This window comes from Idiomarina ramblicola (assembly GCF_003987255.1).
Lineage (GTDB): Bacteria > Pseudomonadota > Gammaproteobacteria > Enterobacterales > Alteromonadaceae > Idiomarina > Idiomarina ramblicola.
Genome location: NZ_PIQC01000005.1, coordinates 115,699 through 136,181, shown reverse-complemented (window position 1 = coordinate 136,181; position 20,483 = coordinate 115,699). Strand labels below are relative to the sequence as shown.

At 46.9% G+C, this 20,483-nt stretch carries 20 protein-coding genes; 8 read left to right on the top strand and 12 right to left on the bottom strand.

Translation table 11 applies throughout. The features are described 5' to 3' along the window. Nucleotides 1–2: 2 nt before the first annotated feature. Nucleotides 3–566 carry an endonuclease SmrB gene (gene smrB, locus CWI78_RS08020; protein WP_126781969.1) on the bottom strand — a complete coding sequence of 188 codons (564 nt, stop codon included), beginning with the start codon at nucleotides 564–566 and terminating at the stop codon, nucleotides 3–5. An 86-nt stretch (nucleotides 567–652) separates the two neighbouring features. On the opposite strand from smrB, the gene prmB reads away from it, so the two are divergent. The 5 genes from prmB to CWI78_RS07995 are packed head-to-tail and all read left to right on the top strand — an operon-like array spanning nucleotide 653 to nucleotide 4,536. Further along, nucleotides 653–1,582 (top strand): 50S ribosomal protein L3 N(5)-glutamine methyltransferase, encoded by a 930-nt coding sequence (prmB, locus tag CWI78_RS08015; protein ID WP_126781967.1) that lies wholly within the window; start codon nucleotides 653–655, stop codon nucleotides 1,580–1,582. Further along, nucleotides 1,582–2,670 (top strand): chorismate synthase, encoded by a 1,089-nt coding sequence (gene aroC, locus CWI78_RS08010; RefSeq protein ID WP_126781965.1) that lies wholly within the window; start codon nucleotides 1,582–1,584, stop codon nucleotides 2,668–2,670. Before prmB ends, aroC begins: the two co-directional genes overlap by 1 nt. Next, nucleotides 2,630–3,217, top strand: coding sequence for an elongation factor P hydroxylase (locus CWI78_RS08005; protein WP_420809838.1), 588 nt, complete (start codon nucleotides 2,630–2,632; stop codon nucleotides 3,215–3,217). The genes aroC and CWI78_RS08005 overlap by 41 nt, the downstream gene beginning before the upstream one ends. A gap of 20 nt (nucleotides 3,218–3,237) precedes the next feature. After that, nucleotides 3,238–3,375, top strand: a complete 138-nt coding sequence (locus CWI78_RS08000) for an entericidin A/B family lipoprotein (RefSeq protein WP_126781963.1) — start codon at nucleotides 3,238–3,240, stop codon at nucleotides 3,373–3,375. 18 nt (nucleotides 3,376–3,393) lie between these two features. Further along, the gene (locus CWI78_RS07995) at nucleotides 3,394–4,536 is read left to right on the top strand and encodes an ATP-NAD kinase family protein (protein WP_126781961.1); all 1,143 of its coding nucleotides are present in this window, start codon (nucleotides 3,394–3,396) and stop codon (nucleotides 4,534–4,536) included. A gap of 10 nt (nucleotides 4,537–4,546) precedes the next feature. Here the strand turns inward: CWI78_RS07995 and CWI78_RS07990 are convergent, their stop codons facing one another. Then, nucleotides 4,547–4,867, bottom strand: coding sequence for a 2Fe-2S iron-sulfur cluster-binding protein (locus tag CWI78_RS07990; protein WP_126781959.1), 321 nt, complete (start codon nucleotides 4,865–4,867; stop codon nucleotides 4,547–4,549). A gap of 108 nt (nucleotides 4,868–4,975) precedes the next feature. Between CWI78_RS07990 and CWI78_RS07985 the strand changes: the two genes are divergently transcribed. Then, complete coding sequence (locus CWI78_RS07985) at nucleotides 4,976–6,268, top strand: NCS2 family permease (RefSeq protein WP_126781957.1); 1,293 nt, start codon at nucleotides 4,976–4,978, stop codon at nucleotides 6,266–6,268. Between the two features lie 7 nt (nucleotides 6,269–6,275). After that, nucleotides 6,276–6,761: a xanthine phosphoribosyltransferase gene (gpt, locus tag CWI78_RS07980; protein WP_054488237.1), complete on the top strand. Its 486-nt coding sequence runs from the start codon at nucleotides 6,276–6,278 to the stop codon at nucleotides 6,759–6,761. Nucleotides 6,762–6,848: 87 nt separating this feature from the next. Here the strand turns inward: gpt and CWI78_RS07975 are convergent, their stop codons facing one another. Further along, nucleotides 6,849–8,552, bottom strand: coding sequence for a proline--tRNA ligase (locus CWI78_RS07975; RefSeq protein ID WP_126781955.1), 1,704 nt, complete (start codon nucleotides 8,550–8,552; stop codon nucleotides 6,849–6,851). Between the two features lie 78 nt (nucleotides 8,553–8,630). After that, a complete protein-coding gene (tsaA, locus tag CWI78_RS07970; protein ID WP_126781953.1) occupies nucleotides 8,631–9,338 on the bottom strand; it encodes a tRNA (N6-threonylcarbamoyladenosine(37)-N6)-methyltransferase TrmO in 708 nt (235 codons plus the stop codon). Between the two features lie 209 nt (nucleotides 9,339–9,547). On the opposite strand from tsaA, the gene CWI78_RS07965 reads away from it, so the two are divergent. Continuing rightward, entirely contained in the window at nucleotides 9,548–10,192 is a 645-nt protein-coding gene (locus tag CWI78_RS07965) for a hypothetical protein (protein WP_126781951.1), read from the top strand. Here the strand turns inward: CWI78_RS07965 and rcsF are convergent. The 8 genes from rcsF to CWI78_RS07925 form a co-directional block, all read right to left on the bottom strand. After that, nucleotides 10,189–10,557 carry an Rcs stress response system protein RcsF gene (gene rcsF, locus CWI78_RS07960; RefSeq protein WP_244213098.1) on the bottom strand — a complete coding sequence of 123 codons (369 nt, stop codon included), beginning with the start codon at nucleotides 10,555–10,557 and terminating at the stop codon, nucleotides 10,189–10,191. The two genes, CWI78_RS07965 and rcsF, sit on opposite strands and share 4 nt — an antisense overlap. 111 nt (nucleotides 10,558–10,668) lie before the next feature. Further along, nucleotides 10,669–11,085, bottom strand: a complete 417-nt coding sequence (locus CWI78_RS07955) for an H-NS family histone-like protein (protein ID WP_126781950.1) — start codon at nucleotides 11,083–11,085, stop codon at nucleotides 10,669–10,671. Between the two features lie 159 nt (nucleotides 11,086–11,244). Continuing rightward, complete coding sequence (locus CWI78_RS07950) at nucleotides 11,245–11,637, bottom strand: hypothetical protein (protein ID WP_126781948.1); 393 nt, start codon at nucleotides 11,635–11,637, stop codon at nucleotides 11,245–11,247. A 134-nt stretch (nucleotides 11,638–11,771) separates the two neighbouring features. Continuing rightward, the gene (locus CWI78_RS07945) at nucleotides 11,772–13,421 is read right to left on the bottom strand and encodes an electron transfer flavoprotein-ubiquinone oxidoreductase (protein ID WP_126781946.1); all 1,650 of its coding nucleotides are present in this window, start codon (nucleotides 13,419–13,421) and stop codon (nucleotides 11,772–11,774) included. Nucleotides 13,422–13,438: 17 nt separating this feature from the next. Continuing rightward, entirely contained in the window at nucleotides 13,439–15,655 is a 2,217-nt protein-coding gene (locus CWI78_RS07940; protein ID WP_126781944.1) for a putative bifunctional diguanylate cyclase/phosphodiesterase, read from the bottom strand. A gap of 3 nt (nucleotides 15,656–15,658) precedes the next feature. Further along, nucleotides 15,659–17,602: an acetoacetate--CoA ligase gene (locus CWI78_RS07935; RefSeq protein WP_126781943.1), complete on the bottom strand. Its 1,944-nt coding sequence runs from the start codon at nucleotides 17,600–17,602 to the stop codon at nucleotides 15,659–15,661. A 1-nt stretch (nucleotide 17,603) separates the two neighbouring features. Next, nucleotides 17,604–18,509 carry a hydroxymethylglutaryl-CoA lyase gene (locus tag CWI78_RS07930; RefSeq protein WP_126781941.1) on the bottom strand — a complete coding sequence of 302 codons (906 nt, stop codon included), beginning with the start codon at nucleotides 18,507–18,509 and terminating at the stop codon, nucleotides 17,604–17,606. A 2-nt stretch (nucleotides 18,510–18,511) separates the two neighbouring features. Next, nucleotides 18,512–20,482 carry an acetyl/propionyl/methylcrotonyl-CoA carboxylase subunit alpha gene (locus CWI78_RS07925; RefSeq protein ID WP_126781939.1) on the bottom strand — a complete coding sequence of 657 codons (1,971 nt, stop codon included), beginning with the start codon at nucleotides 20,480–20,482 and terminating at the stop codon, nucleotides 18,512–18,514. Nucleotide 20,483 lies beyond the last annotated feature (1 nt).

The window sequence follows — 20,483 nt, the reverse complement described above, 5'->3', positions numbered from 1 at the left end:
GGTTAGCTCGCAACGTTTAACAGAACCAGCAACGAGGCTGCGCCACCCCATTCCAGCGGAGCCTGATGAAATGCCCGCACATGCGGGTGCTGCACCAGCCAGTGCGGCAACTGTTGCTTGAGCTTACCACTGCCGTGCCCATGCATAATACAACAGCAATCAATGTGTTCGCGTTCACATGCCAGTAGCAAGGCGGCCAGCTCCTGTCGAGCCGTGGCGAGTGTCATGCCGTGTAAATCCAATAACAACTCTGGCGTGTAATCCCCCCGGCGCAATTGCTTAACCAGGTAAGCCGATTCACCTTCGGCAGCAAAGCGTATCGGTCCTTCGGCAAAATGCGCTTCAAAATCGTCGGAAAAGTAATGGCTGGCTGAACGACTGGCGTCGGCTATTTGCTGTGCACTGGGGCGATTTGAGAGCTGCCTGCGTTTACGCAGCTCAGCAATTTTTGGCGGCTCCGGCGGCAGTTTGTCTTGCTTGATACGTGAAGCTCCTCTCGCGGCTTCACGAAAAAGCTCGATATCGTCTTCCGAAAGTGATGATGACTGATGTTTGTTTGCGACCATGATTGATGAAAACCGCGCTGAATTAAGGTATCTTTAAGGCATTAAGTTTATTCAGTATAAAACATTCAGTGGTCGGGAGACAGCCTTTGCAAGTGCGTAATCTGGAACAAGCCATTCAAGAGTTGGTCAGCATTGATGACGTTATCCGTTGGAGTGTAACGCAGTTGAATCAGTCCGATGTGTATTACGGTCATGGTACGGACAATCCGATTGATGAAGCGCGGGCTTTATTAAGCCATGTATTACAGCTCACCAGTGCTCAATTGGCTGATATGGGTCATTGCCGGCTGCTGGCATCAGAAAAGCAAGAGTTTACTGAGCTACTTAAACAGCGCATAGAGAAACATATTCCCTCGGCTTACCTAACACATCAGGCTTGGTTTGCCGGTTTGCCTTTTTATGTTGATGAGAGGGTGCTGGTGCCTCGCTCACCCATTGCAGAACTGATTGAAAACGGGTTCCAGCCCTGGCTGACGCAACAGCCACACCGTGTTTTAGATTTATGTACAGGCGGGGGCTGTATTGCAATAGCCTGTGCTTACGCTTTTCCTGAAGCCGAAGTTGATGCGCTGGATATTTCAACCGAAGCGCTGGAAGTGGCAGAATTTAATATTGAGCAGCACGGCTTAACCCATCAAGTCACCCCCATTCAGTCAGACTTATTCAACGCGGTAAAAGCTGAAAAGTACGATTTAATAGTTAGCAATCCGCCGTATGTTGATTCTGAAGATATGGCGGATTTACCGCCGGAATACCTCCACGAGCCAGAGTTGGGCTTAGCCGCGGGTGAGGACGGTTTGATTCTGGTTGATGACATGCTGCTACAGGCGCCCGACTTGCTAAACGACGGCGGCTTGTTTGTTTGTGAAGTCGGTAACTCGATGCTAGCGCTTGCCGAAAAGTACCCACAAACGCCCTTTACCTGGCTTGAGTTTGCCAATGGTGGTGACGGGGTTTTCTTGCTGACAAAAGAACAGCTTATTGAACATAAACAACGAGAAACTAAGGCCAGCTAATGCCAGGAAACAGTTTTGGACAGTTATTTAAAGTCACCACTTTTGGTGAGAGTCACGGGCCTTCATTAGGCGCGGTAGTGGACGGCTGTCCAGCTGGTCTGGCGCTAACGGAAGCCGATTTGCAAGAGGCGTTGGATCGACGTAAGCCGGGTCAGAACCGCTACACCACAGCTCGCCGGGAGGCCGATCAAGTTAAAATTCTTTCCGGCGTCTTTGAAGGTGTTACGACGGGTACCCCTATTGGGCTGCTGATAGAAAATACAGACCAGCGCAGTCAGGATTACTCTGACATAAAAGATACTTTCCGTCCGGGTCACGCCGACTACACTTATCAGCATAAGTACGGAGTAAGAGATTATCGTGGCGGCGGTCGTTCTTCCGCTCGCGAAACGGCAATGCGGGTGGCTGCCGGGGCTATAGCTGAGAAGCTACTGCAGCAGCAGGGTATCGAGGTGCAGGCAGCGTTGACACAAATGGGTGATGTTGTGGCTAGCAACATTGACTGGCAACAGGTACGCGAAAATGAGTTGTTCTGCGGCGATGCGAATGCGGTAGAACCTATGCAGGAGCTTATTCGTCAGCTGAAAAAGGAAGGCGATTCGGTCGGTGCTAAAATTCGGTTGCAGGCTACAGGTGTTCCACCGGGTTGGGGTGAGCCAGTTTTTGACCGGTTAGACGCGGATCTAGCCAAAGCTTTAATGAGTATTAATGCGGTGAAAGCGGTCAGCATTGGCGACGGTTTTGAAGTGGTCAGCCAGCGCGGCAGTGAGCATCGTGATGAAATGACACCTGAAGGTTTTTTATCAAATCACGCGGGTGGTGTTTTGGGCGGTATAAGTAGCGGACAACCCGTGTTTGCCGATATCGCACTAAAGCCAACGTCCAGTATAGCCATTAGTGGCCGAACAATTGACCGCTGGGGTAACGAGCAGGCCATAGTGACAAAAGGCCGTCACGACCCTTGTGTCGGCATCCGCGCGGTTCCTATAGTAGAAGCTATGGCCAGTCTGGTTTTAGCAGACCATTGGTTACGTCAGCGCGCGCACAATGTATCAGCCCAAACTGAAACACCGGACATTAGTCGTTAAAGCAGGTATGAGTCAGACGTCAGAACATCATTATCAGCGCTTGATTGAAGTTTTTGAGCGCTGTTTCAAAGAAGATCACAACACAGTATTAGTTGCGGGTAACGACGAACCTTATTATCAGCCAGCAACGGAAGAGGGTGAGCCAAACCAAGTGGTTTTTGCCCATGGTTTTTTTGCTTCAGCACTACATGAAACAGCACATTGGTGTATAGCGGGGGAAGCGCGTCGCAAGCAGTTTGACTATGGTTACTGGTATGAACCTGACGGGCGAAACGAAGCCCAGCAACAGTCTTTTGAACAGGTTGAGCGCAAGCCGCAGGCTTTGGAGTGGCTGTTTTCTTTATGCTGCGGCTTTCCGTTCCAGGTCAGTGTAGACAACCTGAACGGGGTTGAGGTAGACAGACAGTTATTTACTGCTAAGGTAGCTGAGCAGTTAAATCATCTGCTGGAAGAAAAGACACTACCGCCGCGAGCTGCAAAGTTTGCAAAAGCACTTTGTCACGACTTTAATTGTAGTTGGCCTAGTGGTCAGGTAGTTAATTCTTAATCCTTGAGAAGGAGCAATCTATGTTTTTAAGAGCATTGTTAGTAACAATTTCAATACTGGGTTTAAGTGCCTGTGAAACAATGGAAGGCGCAGGTCAGGATATAGAAAATGCCGGTGAAGAAATTGAAGAAGAGGCTGAAGAAGCTGAAAACGAGTAGTAATGGAAGCAAGTAGTAATGGAAACAAGTAGTCGATTAACCGTTGGTTTTATTATTAACCCATATGCGGGGATTGGCGGCGCCCTAGCTTTGAAGGGAAGCGACGGCGCCCATATTCGGGAACAGGCATTAGCGGCCGGGGCTGAAAAAAAGGCCGCCAAACGCGCGCAGACCGCATTAGAACTTCTCCAGCCTTACAAAAAACAATTGCACTTTGTCACTGCTGATAATGAAATGGGCTCCGAAACTCTTGCAGCTATGGGCTTTTCATTTGAGTCAGCTTACTCTGCTGCTGAGTCCCCTTCCTCTCCTGAAGACACCAAAAGAGCGGTGTCAGAAATTATTCATCATAAGGTCGATATTCTTTTGTTCGCCGGAGGTGATGGTACCGCCCGTGATATTTACCAAGTTGTTCCTGAACACCAACTGGTGTTGGGCATCCCCGCCGGTGTAAAGATTCATTCAGGAGTCTATGCTATCAGTCCACTGGCTGCAGGACGGGTGATTGAGAAGATTCTTAGGGGCGAGCTATCCAGCATCCATAATGCCGACGTGATGGATATTGATGAAGAGGCCTTCAGAGAAGGCACTGTGCGTGCAAGACGCTTTGGGGAAATGTCGGTACCGGCTGAACTGGAATACGTTCAGGCCGTTAAAATGGGTGGTAAAGAAAGCGACGAGATGGTTTTGGATGACATTGCCGCAGAAATTGTCGAGCGTGTTGACGACGAGTTGCTCGTAATGGGGTCGGGCTCAACGGTAGCCGCTGTTATGCAGACTATGGGGCATGAAAATACCTTGCTCGGCATTGACTTAGTTCAGCAGGGCGGTCTGCTGGCCAGTGATGTGACCGAGAGCCGTTTATACGAAACCGTATCTCAGCAGGCAAACGGAATGGTTAAATTGGTGATAACGTTGATAGGCGGGCAGGGGCATTTATTTGGTCGCGGTAATCAACAGCTGAGTCCACGCGTACTTCGGCATATTGGTAAAGACAATATTTGGGTCATTGCGACTAAAAAGAAGTTGCAAGCACTGAATAATAAACCGTTGCGAGTAGACACTGGCGATTCCGAATTAGACCGCGAGCTTGCCGGAACTATCCGGGTTATAACCGGCTACCACGACGAAGTTCTCATGCCCGTGGCAACCGTAGACTAACTTCAGTCTGTTAGAACTGAGTTTTAGGCATATGCACCACCAAACCGTCTAATTCGTCGGTTATTTCTATCTGACAGCTTAAGCGGCTGTTGTCTTGGGGCTCTAGTACCATATCTATCATGTCTTCTTCCTGCTCTGATGGAGCCGGAAGCTTGTCCTGCCACTCGGGTGGGATGTAGCAGTGGCAAGTTGCACATGACATGACGCCACCACATTCTCCAATAATACCGTCAACAAAGTTCTCGACAGCGGCTTCCATAACGTTGGTTCCTGAATCGACGGTGGCTTCAAATTGGTTACCATCGGCATCGACGAAATAAACGGTTGGCATGATAAATTCTGTATCCTGTTAAAAAATGAAAAGTGAACAACAAATCTTGCGGTAGTTAGGATAAAATACCTGCCTTTTAACCACAACGCCAAACTTTCAAGGTTTCTCATGCTGGAAAAGCTGTTTTCAATAAAAGCAAGTGGTAGTTCGGTCAAGTCTGAGGTTATAGGCGGGCTAACAACCTTCTTGACCATGGCTTATATCATCTTCGTTAACCCGTCTATTTTAAGTGAAACGGGTATGGATTACGGAGCTGTATTTGTAGCAACCTGTCTGGCGGCGGCTATTGGCTGCTTAATTATGGGGTTATGGGCTAATTATCCTGTCGCGCTGGCGCCTGGAATGGGGCTGAATGCGTTTTTCACTTACACCGTGGTATTTAGCATGGGTTATACCTGGCAGACCGCCTTAGGAGCAGTGTTTTTCTCTGGGTGTTTATTTTTTTTACTCTCCGCTTTTCGCATTCGCGAGTGGATAATAAAATCAATTCCGGCCACCTTACGCTTAGCCATCGCAGCTGGTATCGGTGCCTTTTTGGCGTTAATCGGATTACAGAACGCGAATATTATTGTGGCCAACGACGCTACCATGGTGACCTTAGGTTCATTGTCTGAACCCTCGGTATTGTTAGCTGCAGCGGGCTTTTTTCTCATTATTGGGTTAGTTGCACGACAGGTGCAGGGCGCAGCGTTAATCAGCATTTTACTGGTCACGCTTATTGCCTGGGCAACCGGGTTGGTCGAATACAATGGCATTGTGTCTGCACCGCCAAGCTTGATTCCAACCTTTATGCAAATGGATTTAGCCGCTGCTTTTGATATTGGCATGTTGTCTGTTATTTTCGCCTTTTTGTTTGTTGATCTTTTCGATACTTCGGGAACTTTACTGGCGGTGGCGCAAAAGGCTGGTTTGGCAAAAGCCAACGGCGAAATGCCGCGTCTAAATAGAGCATTAATGGCGGACAGCACGGCAACAGTTGCCGGTTCAATGCTGGGTACGTCGACCACCACCAGCTACATTGAGTCGGCGGCTGGGGTCGCTTCGGGAGGCAAAACGGGACTTGCGGCGGTCGTTGTCGGCATTTTATTTTTATTGGCCATGTTCTTTGCCCCGTTGGCTGGTATGATTCCAGCTTATGCAACAGCTGGAGCTATCATCTATGTTGCGGTGCTAATGTTGTTTACGCTTAAAGATGTAAAGTGGGACGATATTACCGAAGCCGCACCGGTTGCCGTGGTTTTACTGATGACGCCTCTGACATTTTCGATAGCAGACGGTATCGCATTAGGTTTTATTAGTTACGTTGTGGTGAAGCTGCTTGGCGGACGCTATCAGGATTTAACACCAAGCGTCATTTTTTTAGGCGCACTTTTTGTCGCTAAATTTATTTGGTTAGGGTAAAAAAATTATGGGATGGCATTCAAACCGCGAGTTTTTTGTATCATGGGAAGAGTTGCACCGCGCGACACGCGAACTCGCTCGTCGTCAATTACCGGCCGAGCAATATAAGGGAATTATTGCTGTTAGTCGGGGTGGTCTGGTGCCGGCAGCAATCGTCGCTCGCGAACTGAATATTCGTGTTGTCGACTGTGTGGCTGTTAGTTCATATGACCACACAGAACAACGTGATGATTTGCAGGTAATGAAAGACGTTACCGCAACGACTGATGGTGAAGGTTTTTTGGTTGTTGATGACTTGGTTGATACCGGTAACACCTTGAAGTTTTTACGTGATCGCTTGCCTAAAGCGAAATTTGTTACGGTTTATGCAAAGCCGGCTGGAATGGAATTAGTTGACGACTTTGTGGCTGATTTGGCTCAGGATACCTGGATTCACTTTCCCTGGGATATGCATTTACATTATATAGAGCCTTTGGCAGGACAGGAGTCTTAAAACTCCATCGTTAAGGTAAAAAGGATTAAGGTATAAAAAAAGGGCCTGATAGCAAAACCTATCAGGCCCTTTTTGTTTTTAGCGAGTTTAGAGCTGTTGCTGTATGAAGTTGACGCAATCATCCAAGCTTATTTTCTGCTTCTCTCCGCCTTTACGGCTTTGGTACTCAACCTGGTTCTGATCTAAGTTACGTTCCCCAACCACCACTTGATGTGGAATGCCGATGAGTTCCATGTCCGTGAACATGACCCCAGGGCGTTCTTTACGGTCATCAAACAGAACATCAATACCTTGAGCCTTCAAATCGTTATAAAGCGTTTCAGCGGCCTCTTGAACGCGTGCTGACTTGTGCATATTCATGGGCACAATAACAACCTGGAAAGGAGCCAGAGCGTCTGGCCAGCAAATACCACGGTCGTCGTTATTTTGCTCAATGGCTGCTGCCACAATGCGGGAAACACCAATGCCATAGCAACCCATGGTTAAGGTTTCGTGTTTACCGGATTCAGACAGTACGCCAACCTTCATGGCTTCACTGTATTTTTTGCCTAATTGGAAGATGTGACCAACTTCTATGCCGCGGGCTATCTTTACTTTGCCCTGCCCGCAAGGGCTGGGGTCACCTTCAACCACGTTGCGAATGTCGACCGCGCTGTACTCGCCGGTATCACGTTCCCAGTTTACGCCAGTTAACCACTGACCGTTTTCATTTGCTCCACAGGCAAAATCGGACAGGTGAGCGGCGCTGTGATCAACCAGCAAAGGCAATTTCGCTTTCACTACTCCCACGTAAGGGGCTTCTGTTCCGGTCGCTTTTTCTGTCTGTGTCAGTATTTCTAATGGTGAGGCGACCTGAATGAGTTTCTCAGCTTTGACCGTATTTAATTCGTGGTCAGCCCGAAGCACAAGCTGAACGTATTCAGCATCGATTTCGTCTGATGCTTTGACAATAAAAGACTTGGTTGCCTGCTGGCTTTCTACCGACAAAGGCTGTAGCACAGCAGCTAGCTCGTCGCCTTGCACTTCATGCTTTTCTACTTTTTGATTCGGAGCAGGGCGCTCACCAGCAGGAGCCAGTGCTTCTGCCATTTCCACGTTGGCGGCATAATCTGAAGAGTCAGAAAACGCGATGGCATCCTCACCGGAGCTTGCCAGCACATGAAACTCATGCGAATGACTTCCGCCAATTGAACCGGTATCGGCAATGACAGGACGATAGTCTAAGCCCAGACGTTCAAAAATACGGCTGTACGCTTTGTACATGTCATCGTAGGTTTTTTGCAGCGACTCGTCAGTGAGGTGGAAAGAGTAAGCGTCTTTCATCATAAACTCACGTGCACGCATAACGCCGAAACGAGGGCGAATTTCATCACGAAATTTTGTTTGGATCTGGAATAAGGTTAACGGCAGTTGCTTGTAGCTGTTGACTTCTTTGCGCACTAACTGACTGATGATCTCTTCGTGGGTTGGACCCAATAAGAAGTCACGTTGGTTGCGATCTTTTATGCGCAATAACTCCGGGCCGTAGTCATCCCAGCGGCCGGATTCCTGCCAAAGATCCGCCGGCTGTACCATAGGCATTAATATTTCCAATGCAGTAATGGCTTCCATTTCCTCGCGAACAACGTTTTCAACTTTGCGCAGTACACGCAAGCCAGTGGGCGTCCAGGTGTAAAGCCCGGCAGCGACCTTTCGGATCATGCCTGCCCGCAACATTAGCTGATGACTCACGATCTCAGCGTCAGAAGGTGTTTCTTTAAGCGTTGATAATAAATATTGGCTGCTGCGCATAGTCCGGCATCTCTGCAAGTTATAGTGGTCAAAAATTAGAGCGAAGTTTAGCAGTGTCTGACTCAGCTCAAAAGCCTTTTACGGCTGTTTTAGCGAGATTTCTTCAACAAAAACGGTGTTTTGTTGTACATACCAGCGAATATTGTAGTTCAAAAGTGCTGTGCCGTAGCTTCTCGGTTCCGATTGCGCCTTGTGATAGGCGGGTCTGGGGTCTTGCCGGAGTACTTCAGTAATAAGGGTTTTGAGATCAAGCGAGTGCGAAGTATCGGCTCTAAGGGCGTCCTCTGATGCCCCTGAGAACTGAACGTTGAGGTTCTGCTCTGGCCTTTGTTGAGCGAACCCGGCGCGAGCGTCGTTAATTGCGTCCACATATGGAATGTATGGCTTTATATCGACGATAGGCGTGTTATCCACTAAATCCGCTCCGCGAACCGTTAACACCACTTTGGGCTCCGTTTGTACAGCAACCAGCTCAACCACTGATAAACCTAATTGATTCGGGCGAAACGGTGAGCGGGTAGCGAAGACACCCAGTTGTTCATTCCCGCCAAGTCGGGGCGGGCGCACCCGTTCTTGCCAAGAACTGTGCTGATGGAACTCAAAGGTTAACCAGAGATGTGAGAACTGCTCAATACCTTGTATTGCCTTAGCGTGCTGATAGTCACCAACCAGTTCAACTTCTGCTAATGCTGCGGGAACCAAGCCCGGCTGTCTGGGAACACTGAATTTTTCAGGAAAAGGCGTACGAATGATAGCGATAGGTGTCAGTTGCTGCTGGCTTTTCATTCTGCCTCCGTTAGCGAATTCTCTAATTGTGATAGCCAATTTGACCACATAGTTTGATAATTCGCTAACCAAACAAAGTCTTTAGATTTTAACTTATTGATAAATAAATACTTTATCTTTGGCATACGCGTTGCAAAAGCTTCTCTGAAATTATTTTACGTGCTTTAGGATTTGGCATGAATCGTTTTAATAACAATAGGAAAAGAAAAATGATGAAACACAAAATTTGGCCTTTAACTTTAGGTTTTATTGGTTTGGTGACTGTCAGTACAGCAGCTTTTTCTGCTACTGAGAGTGAGCGTACGTTAAACAGCAGTTATATCGTTAACAGCGATACCGACATTCATCTGGATGCCACGGTTGGAACGGTTGAACTCAGCGTTACTGACGGTGATGCGGTTGAAGTAGAACTTCGTGTTGAGTCTGATGATAATGGCTGGTTTGCCAGTGGAGGAGAACTCGAGAAAGTTCTGATAAAGGGTGAGCGCGACGGGAATCGTCTTGAAATTTCAGCAACACCGAACGACGACATGTCTCAACACTGGATAGTTTCAGTGCCGAAAACTCGCTCGCTTAGTGTGAATTTGGGCGTGGGAGAAATTGAAGGCGATTTGCCGTTTACCGACGTCGATGTTGATTTAGGTGTTGGTGATATCTCACTCAATCTGGCCAACGGTGAGTACAAACGAGTTGAGGCATCGGTAGGCGTTGGCGACACTAGCTTGCGAAACTTTGGCAACACACAGGAAAATCGAATGATTGTTACATCGGAGTCGAGTTACCGGGGTAATGGTTCCGTAAGCATTCAAGTCGAAGTAGGCGTTGGTGACGTGACATTGAGTAAAAGCAATTAATCACGCCACTGAATAGCACGACCCACACAGCTGACTTCACTGTAACAGATGGAGTCAGCTCCGGGCTTTAATGAAAAACATTGAGTGCCAATAATGGCATGAGCTTTAAACTGTACAGCGTCTGTTTGTAGTTCCCTGATGGCATCGTCATTTGAAGCTTTGGGACCCTCAAATTGTCTTTGGCAGCTTTCACCATTTACAATACTAATGAGCTCATATGCACGAGAAGGGGTTTCCCCAGCGCGATAAATTTTGATATCACCAGAATCAACTTGATGAGATCCTCCCGCCATTTGAGGTAAAATACTGCAAGCAGAAAGGCCGAATAATGGCGTTAATACGAATGCTATGAAACGATAGCGCAATGTCGATCCTTGCCAGTTTGAATTTTCTATAGCCTAATCAAGCTGAGCCTATTGTTCAACAAAAAGCGTAGTCTCAAACCGTTATTGGTGTTCGACTACGCTTAATTAACGTTACTTAATTAAAAACGCTTCTAAAGGCTTACCATTATCAACCGCTGTTTTCATGGCTTTTGGCATACGTCCTTGACCAGTCCAGGTTTGTTTCTCACCACTTTCATCCGTGTATTCATATTTAGGTGGTTTAGGTGCTCTTTTTTTACGAGGAGTTTTAACAATCGGCTCGCCGCCAAGCTCTTGCTCAAGAATATCTGATAGCTCAATGCCTGCTTCTGCCATTGCACTTTTAAACTCATCTATCTTTTTCTGTTTGGCTTGTTGCTGAAGTTGCTTTTCAGCTTCTTCTTCGCGACGTTGAGCAATAACTGAATCGAACTTTTCTTTAATGTTTTCTAATTCACCTAAATCAAGCTCTTTTAATGCAGCTTTTAAACGGCGTTCATGACGAAGGATATTAATAAAATCACTCATTGTTGCTTACCTTGTTTCGTTGGTCTAACTGAATACTAACTCTTATTATAGCGATAATAAAAATTTTAATAGAACTTTTCTTTTTGTATTAAATAAAAATACTCACGAAATAGAAAAAGCGGATCATTGATCCGCTTTCATACCGTTATTTATTAACGATTAGTTATTACCATTGTCGTCATCATCTTCGTCCTTGCTCTTATCAGAGTCATCAGACTTATCTTTAAGTGAATGGCGTTTGGTTTTCATTTCTTCTTTTTCGGATTGACGCTTTTCCTTCATTGATTTCCATTTTTCTTTCTTTTCAGTTTTTTCTTCATTACGCTCTTTTTTGCGTTGATCCATTTTAACTTTGTGTTCATCACGCATGACTTCCATTTCGGCCTTTCGCTCTTCACGCATAGCTTCCATGTCGGCTTTTAGTTCTTCTTGCTGTTCGCGAACTTCTTCACTGCGTTGTTCATTCTCACTTTTATTATCATCGGACTGTTGAGCCAATGCGAAGGGGGATGCTAATAAAGATAACACGGTTAATGATGCTAAAATCTTCATAATAAACCTCTTTGGAAAAGTACATTTAAGACTTAATTAGTCGACTAAATTAAATTCCATGAGTTCCTAAAACGAAAAAACACTAAAACATTTAGCATGCTTTAGTGTTTTTTGTTATCAATTTTACAAAGTGTTTACATATTGGGGTAGGTTGGTCCGCCAGCGCCTTCTGGAGCAACCCAAGTAATATTTTGGCTCGGGTCTTTAATATCGCAGGTTTTACAATGTATGCAGTTCTGTGCATTAATTTGAAAAACTTTTTTACCGTCTTCTTCTACTACTTCATAAACGCCTGCGGGACAGTATCTCTGAGCTGGCTCAGCGTACTTAGGCAGGTTAACTTCTAACGGGATATCCGCGTCACTGAGCTGCAAATGAGAAGGTTGATCTTCCGCATGGTTAGTATTAGACAAAAATACTGAAGACAAGCGATCAAACGTGAGTTTATTATCCGCTTTGGGATAATTAATTGATTGGAAATCTTCAGCTTTACCCGTGGCTTTGTAATCGGGGGTCCACTCTTTGAATTTAAAGGGCAACTTACCACCGAACCAATTTTGATCGACCATATTGTAAGCACCACCAAGCATTGTGCCCAATTTATGGACTGCGCCACCAAAGTTACGTGAACGATACAACTCGTCAAATACCCAAGATTTTTCAAAAGCTTCTTTAAAGCCACTTATATCATCGTTGGCTTGGCCACTTTTCAGTTGTTCAAATACGCATTCAGCAGCCACCATGCCAGATTTCATGGCGGTATGGTTCCCTTTTATCTTGGCAAAGTTCAAGGTACCGGCATTGCAGCCAATCAGTAATCCGCCTGGGAATGTCATTTTTGGTAGCGAATAGTAACCACCTTTAGTAATAGCACGAGCACCGTAGGAGACGCGTTTACCGTTTTCTATCACCTGCTTTATAGCCGGGTGTGTTTTAAAACGCTGAAACTCCTGAAACGGGTTCAGGTAAGGGTTAGCGTAGTTCAGATCAACTATCAGGCCTAAGTACACCTGTCCATCTTCGGCATGATAAAGATAGCCACCGCCACTGGCGTTACTATCGGTTAGCGGCCAGCCTGCTGTGTGAACAACCTTACCCGGCTGATGCAGTTCCTCAGGGACATCCCAAATTTCTTTAAAGCCTAAACCGTAATGCTGAGGTGTGCTGTCTTTATCCAGCTCAAATTTGCTGATCAGCTCTTTGCCTAAGTGGCCACGGCAGCCTTCCGCAAATAAGGTGTACTTGGCACGAAGTTCCATGCCGGGCATATAGCCGTCTTTTTCGCTACCGTCTTTCGCCACACCCATGTCGCCGGTCTGAATGCCGGCCACGCTGCCATCTTCGTTATAGAGTACTTCTGAAGCGGCAAAACCTGGGAAAATTTCGACGCCAAGTTGTTCGGCTTGTTCTGCCATCCAGCGGCAAAGGTTACCCATACTGGCAATGTAGTTGCCTTTATTATGGAAAGTCTTTGGTACGGTAAAGTCAGGCAGGCGGGTATGATGACTCTCGTCTTTTAACAGTAAAATATCATCACCGGTCACTTCCGTGTTAAGCGGTGCGCCGCGTTCTTTCCAGTCGGGAAAAAGCTCGTTCAGGGCACGTGGCTCAAAGACCGCACCGGATAAAATATGAGCGCCAATATCAGCGCCTTTTTCAACAACGCATATCATGAGCTCTTGCTCATTTTCTTGTGCGAGTTGGCCGAGTCGACAAGCGGTTGCAAGCCCTGATGGGCCAGCACCAACAATTACGACATCAAACTCCATGCTTTCGCGTTCCACGTTAACCTCCGCTATATTCAGGCAATCTGGATAGGGATAAGCCCTTTATACTGCTGTAATAATTCTGTAATTTTCCGGGCCGGTACGGGCTTACTAAAAAGGAACCCTTGTCCGGTACTGCATTCACGTTGTAATAAAAACTCGACTTGTTCTTCTGTCTCAATACCCTCAGCAACCAATTGAATATTTAAGTTGCGAGCCAGACTGATAATAGCCTGGGTAATGGTTGCGTCATCTTCATTGTGTGGTAAATCTTTTACAAAAGAGCGATCAACTTTTAATGACGTTACTGGGAAGTTCTTCAAATATGACAGCGATGAATAACCCACACCAAAGTCGTCAATAGCCAGCGACATTCCATGCTCACGTACCGAGTGCATGAAACGGGTATGTGACTGAATGTTTTCTATAAAGACTTGTTCAGTAAGCTCAAGTTCTACCTTATTGGGCGGTATCCGAGCTTCGTTAACCCGTTCCATAATATCGTCAACCAGTTCAGGTAAGTGTATTTGCTTACCTGAAATGTTGATGGCCATACTCAGTTCGTCAAAACCAAGTTCGTGCCATTGTTTTAACTGTAAGAAGGCTTCTTCCATAACGTACTCTGATATAGGAATGATCAGACCGGTATCTTCAGCCAGAGGAATAAACTCGTCAGGAGGAATAATGGTACCGTCTTCATCAACCCAGCGTACCAGCGCTTCTAAGCCACTGATACGACGGCTGCTTAACTCAACTTTCGGTTGATAGTAGACCGTTAACTGCTGTTTAGAAACGGCATGACGCAGGCGTTTGACCAGCTCAAGTTTTTTGGTCAAGTCGCGGTGGATGGCTTTGTCGTAAACTTTATAAGTGTTACGGCCATGCTCTTTTGCCTGATATAACGCAGTATCGGCATTACGAATAAAGTACTCAGCATTAAAGTCGGCATCGTCTGCAAAGGTGACACCAATTGATGCACTGATAAAGAGCTCATAAACGTCAACAAAGAAGTGCGTATCCAGTGCCTGGAGCAACTGCTCAGACAATTTGATAACACTTTCGCGGTCATCTGGCTCTGCGATAGCCAGTAAGAATTCATCACCTCCCGCCCGGGCTAATACGCTCGATTTAGGCGCCAGTTTGGTAATGCGCCGGGCCACTCTGCGCAACAGTTCATCACCAACTGTATGACCGAGTGCGTCGTTAACTTCTTTAAACCGGTCTAAGTCAATAAAAAGTAATGCGGCTTTTTTCTGGGGTGATTCGGTTTCTAACCATTCGCCAAGAATACGCTTTAATGCATTACGGTTGACAAGACCTGTAAGTGAGTCGTGTTCGGCAAGGTAGGCCATTTTCTTTTCAATGCGTTCACGCTCATCAATTTCACTGTAAAGCTCAATGTTTGAGTCGGCCAGTTGCTGAGCTTTAAACCGACTTTGCCCCAAGATATAAAGGACAAACGTTAACATGCTGGTAACCAGTAAACCGGCAACCAAGGCTGCGAGCGAGATCCCGCCTCGTAGCTGCTCTAAATGATCCGTGGTTGGCCAGACTGAGAGTTCCCAGCTATTTCCAACTAATTGCAAAGAATGGAAATGGGACCATTCGTCGCGTAATGAGGAATCACCGGCAAATTGATAAAGTAGCTCATCATTGCTGTGCACACTGAGCTGAAAGCCTTCACTGATATTACTGCGAACAACATTGTTAAAGAGGCTTTGTAAGCTAATGACAAAGCCTAAAAAGCCGGGGTTTTGTTCTCTCTCGACACGAACAAAGATGGCAATGTCGCTGCTAATGCGACCTAAATTCCCGGCTGAACCCATCATGGCGTGCCGGTTTCCTTCTGAAGCCTCAAGTTTATCAACTAGCGGCGTTTTAGCGAAATGAGTGCCCAACAGCTCGGGCTGTTCGCTTTGAGGATAGATTAATTCTATATTGAGATTTTCATTAAGCCAGGTAATACCCTGTACGTTCTGATAGTACAGGGTAACGATATCGGCATTTTCTTTCCAACGTTCCTTTATTGTCAGATCACTGCGCTCCCATTCTCGAGCCAATAATTCAGCGACGAATAAGTGTGAAACTAAGCTTCGTCTAATATCACGTTGTAAGCTATAGGTTTCGGCCTCAAGTGCGTCGTGAACGACCTGGTTTTCTTGATAACGCAAATAGCTAAAGGCGGTAACCGTAATAACTAAGCCAACAATGGCTGCTACGATCGCCTGCCGTGATCCGTGCAGGAACATCATGGATTAACGCAACTCCTCTCTATCACGGAAGTAATCCAGAGCTTCTGGGTTTGCCAGAGCATCCGTGTTCTTCACGGGCTCACCGTGAACCACATTACGTACCGCTAATTCGACTATCTTACCGCTTATAGTACGGGGTATATCGTCAACCTGCAAAATTACAGCAGGAACGTGACGTGGAGTCGCGTTTGCACGAATGGTTTTCGCAATGGTTTGACGCAGCTCGTCGTTAAGCTCTATACCTTCTCTTAACTTAACGAAAAGAACGACACGCTCGTCATCCTGGTATTGCTGACCAATGGCGATGCTTTCCAATACTTCATCAACCTTCTCTACCTGACGGTAAATTTCAGCGGTGCCAATACGCACGCCACCGGGGTTAAGAACGGCATCGGAACGGCCGTAAATAATCACACCATTATGCTCTGTTAGTTCGGCGAAATCGCCGTGGGCCCAGGTGTTTTCAAAACGAGCAAAATAGGCGTTGTAATAGCGCTTACCGTCATCATCTCCCCAAAAGCTTACTGGCATACAAGGGAATGAGTTTTCGCAGACAAGTTCGCCTTTTTCACCACGAACTGGCTTGCCGTTATCGTCATAAACATTGACGGCTAAACCGAGTCCCCGGCACTGCAATTCACCGCGGTAGACAGGCAGGATAGGGCAGCCAAGGGCAAAACAAGAGACAATGTCAGTACCACCGGATATAGACGAAAGACAAAGGTCTTTTTTAATGTCGCGGTACACGTAATCAAAGCTTTCCGGCGGCAGCACGGAACCTGTGGTTAAGATACTGCGCAGCTTTTCCAGCTTGTGACTTTCTCTTGGTTTAACGTCGGCTTTTTCAAGTGCCGCTAAGTATTTTGCGCTGGTACCAAATACGGTAATGCCTTCTTCGTCTGCAACGTCCCATAAAAACTCGGGTTCCGGAGCAAAAGGAGAACCATCAAATAAAGTCAGAGTTGCGCCAACAGCCAAGCCGCTGACTAACCAGTTCCACATCATCCAGCCACAGGTAGTGAAATAGAATAGGTTATCGTCACGATCCAGGTCTGTGTGCAGGCCGTGCTCTTTTAAATGCTGCAACAGCGTGCCACCGGTACCGTGAACAATACATTTAGGTACGCCCGTGGTGCCAGATGAAAACATAATATAGAGCGGATCATTAAAATTACGAGGAACAAAGTCTATTTGTGTTTGTTCGGCATCGCCGAAGTCATTCCAGGCAAAAACATTTTCACCTTTAAGGCGGTCTTTTTGCTGACTGAAATTGACCACAACGGTGGCTTCAATGCTTTTTATTTCTTTTATAATATCCGCGGTTTTGCTTTTTATGTTGAGGTTTTTGCCGTTATAAAAATAGCCGTCCACGGTAATCAGAACTTTAGGCTCTATTTGACCAAAGCGGTCAAGCACACCCTGAACACCAAAGTCCGGAGAGCAGGACGACCAGATAGCGCCAATGCTGGTGGTTGCCAGCATACCAATAATGGTCTCAATGCAGTTAGGCATCATGGCGGCAACACGGTCACCGGCTTCGACGCCATGTTGACGTAAACCTGCCGCAAAGGCGGCAACTTCATGGTTTAGTTCAGCAAAAGTCAGCTGTTGTCTGGCGCCGTTTTCGCCTCGAAAAATAAGAGCAATATGGTCATCTTTATGGCGTAACAAGTTTTCGGCAAAATTGAGCTTAGCTTCAGGAAACCATTTGGCACCCGGCATCTTTGCTTTATCGGTGACGATAGTTGAGCCCTTGTCACCAATGACATCAAAATAGTCCCACACCAGAGACCAGAAGCTTTCGTCGTTTTCTACTGACCACTGATAAAGATCATGGTAATTGGCCAGTGCTACGTCTTGTTCTGTATTCACTTGTTGCAGGAAATCCGTCATGCGGGCATTGGCAATGGCATCTGCTGACGGTTGCCATAATGCTTCTGAAGTCATTTTAGTCCCCTTGTTTTGCCAATTCTGCTATCGCAACTTGCGAGCGAGGGCCATGTGCTAAATGCTGACAAATATCGACCCCGGCAGCGATTAACTTATTCAGATCGATGCCTGTCTTTATCCCCATACCGTTTAGCATGTAAACGACATCTTCGGTGGCGACATTGCCACTGGCACCTTTAGCGTATGGACATCCGCCTAAACCTGCGACGGCAGAATCGATAGTGGCAACGCCGAGCGGAAGGCAGGCCATAATATTAGCCAAAGCCTGCCCATAGGTATTGTGGAAGTGCAGTGCCAACTTTTCCATTGGTACTTTTTCCGCTACTGCAGCGAGCATTTCTTGTGCTTTTAACGGCGTTCCGACACCGATAGTATCGCCCAGTGAAACTTCGTAGCAACCCATGTCATAAAGTGCTTTGGCCACTTTAACCACACTTTCCAGCGGCACCTCACCCTGATAAGGGCAGCCTAGAACACAGGACACATAACCTCGAACGGGTATGCTTTTTTCCTTGGCTGCTGCAATAACGGGTTTAAACCGCTCCAGCGATTCATCAATACTGCAGTTTATGTTTTTTTGTGTAAAGGCTTCAGACGCTGCACCGAATACGGCAACTTCGTCCATATTGGCCGCAACGGCTGCTTCAAAACCTTTCAAATTGGGTGTTAAACCCGCGTAGGTGACGCCAGGACGGCGCGTCATTTGCTCCATAACCGCGCTGCTGTCGGCCATTTGCGGCACCCATTTAGGGCTAACAAAACTGGCACTCTCAATGTAGGAAACGCCAGCATCAGCCAGCGCTTCAATCAAAGCTACTTTTGCATCAACAGAAACGGCCGTTTCATTTTGCAAACCATCACGCGGGCCTACTTCGACGATCTTTATTTTTTCTGCAATGGCCATGGTTACTCCGCTTCACTAACTGCAATAAGCTCGTCACCGTCACTGACTAAGTCACCAGCGGCAAAGAAGATGTCGGTAACTTCACCTTCGTGACCCGCGCGAATGGTGTATTCCATTTTCATGGCTTCCATAATGACAAGCGGTTGGTCTTTTTCAACAGTATCGCCTTTTTCAACAAGCACTTCCATGATGGTACCGTTCATTGGTGCAACATGGCCACCATGGGCAGTTTCGTCGGATAGGGTATCCGTCACACGGTGCCGATGGAAAATGACCGGGCCATTATCAGTAAAAATGGTAATTTGCTGGTCATCGGCACTGACGTAACGATGGTAGCGCATACTACCTGCAGTTAGCGTGAGTTTGTCGTCGGTTAAAGACGCTTGCCAACGAATGCTTTCTTCATCAATCTGTTGCAGGAATTCACCTGAGGCAGTTTCAATTAATGAGATAGCATAAGTTTCTTCGCCAAACTGCAATGGAACGTTGTGTGTCGCCGCTGAATTCATTCTAAACGCATTGCCACTTTGCCACGGTGATGTGCCGCGTTGCTGCTGGCGTTGGCTAATATCAAACAAAGCGGCTTCGGTCGCAATTTGTTGATAATTCACAGAGCTATCCGGCAGCAACTTTTCTTGATGTTGTTGGATAAACTCAGTAGTGAGATTAGTTTTCACAAACTCCGGATGAGAAGCCAAACGATGCAAAAAGTCGACGTTCGTCGTCAGGCCGGTTAAACGGTACTCACGTAAGGCTTTTTGTAAGCGCAGCAGGGCACGGGTACGGTCAGTGTCCCAGACGATCAACTTTGCGATCATTGGGTCGTAGAAAGCAGAAATTTCGTCGCCTTGTTCAATGCCCGTATCAATACGAACACCGTTTTCTTCTTCCGGGGTACGCAAGTGCTTAATGGTACCGGTGCAAGGTAAAAAGTCGTTGTCCGGATCTTCAGCGTAAATCCGTGCTTCAAACGCGTGACCGTTTACCTGAATGTCATTCTGTGCCAAAGGTAGTGGCTGACCGGATGCAACCAATAATTGCCATTCGACTAAATCCTGCCCGGTGATCATTTCTGTAACCGGATGCTCAACCTGTAAGCGGGTGTTCATTTCCATGAAATAAAATTCGCCACTTTGGTCAAACAGAAACTCAACCGTACCTGCTCCAACGTAGTCTATTGCCTGAGCGGCGCGAATGGCGGCTTCGCCCATTTCCGTACGTGTTTTTTCGGTTAATGCCGGAGCCGGAGCCTCTTCAAGCACCTTTTGGTGACGGCGCTGTACTGAACAATCGCGCTCTGCCAGGTAAACGGCGTTACCGTGTTCATCGGTGAACACCTGAATCTCAACGTGTCGAGGGTTACGAATAAAACGCTCCATCAGCATTTTATCGTTACCGAAAGAAGAGTTTGCTTCGCGTTTCGCCGAATTCAGAGCTTCATCAAATTCGCTCATATTTTCGACCACACGCATACCTTTACCACCGCCGCCGTACGCCGCTTTCAGCAGTAACGGGAAGCCGACTTTTTCAGCTTCGGCTTTTAGCGTTTCAATATCCTGTTCACTGCCGTGGTAGCCCGGAACCAGTGGAACGCCGGCGTCCTGCATAATAGATTTCGCTGCGCTCTTCGAGCCCATAGCTGCAATGGATGCTACTGGCGGGCCAACAAAGATAATATCGTTAGCCTGACACTGGTCAGCGAAATCTTCGTTCTCTGAAAGAAAACCATAGCCAGGGTGAATGGCTTCAGCGCCGGTTTGTTTAGCTGCAGCAATGATTTTGTCACCACGCAGGTAACTTTCGGTGCTGGCTGCCGGGCCAATATGCACGGCCTGATCTGCCAGCTTCACGTGGCGTGATTTGCGGTCGGCATCAGAAAATACCGCTACGGTTCGGATACCCATTTTTTTAGCTGTGGCGATAATACGACAGGCAATTTCACCACGGTTCGCAATCAATAATGTTTTGATCATA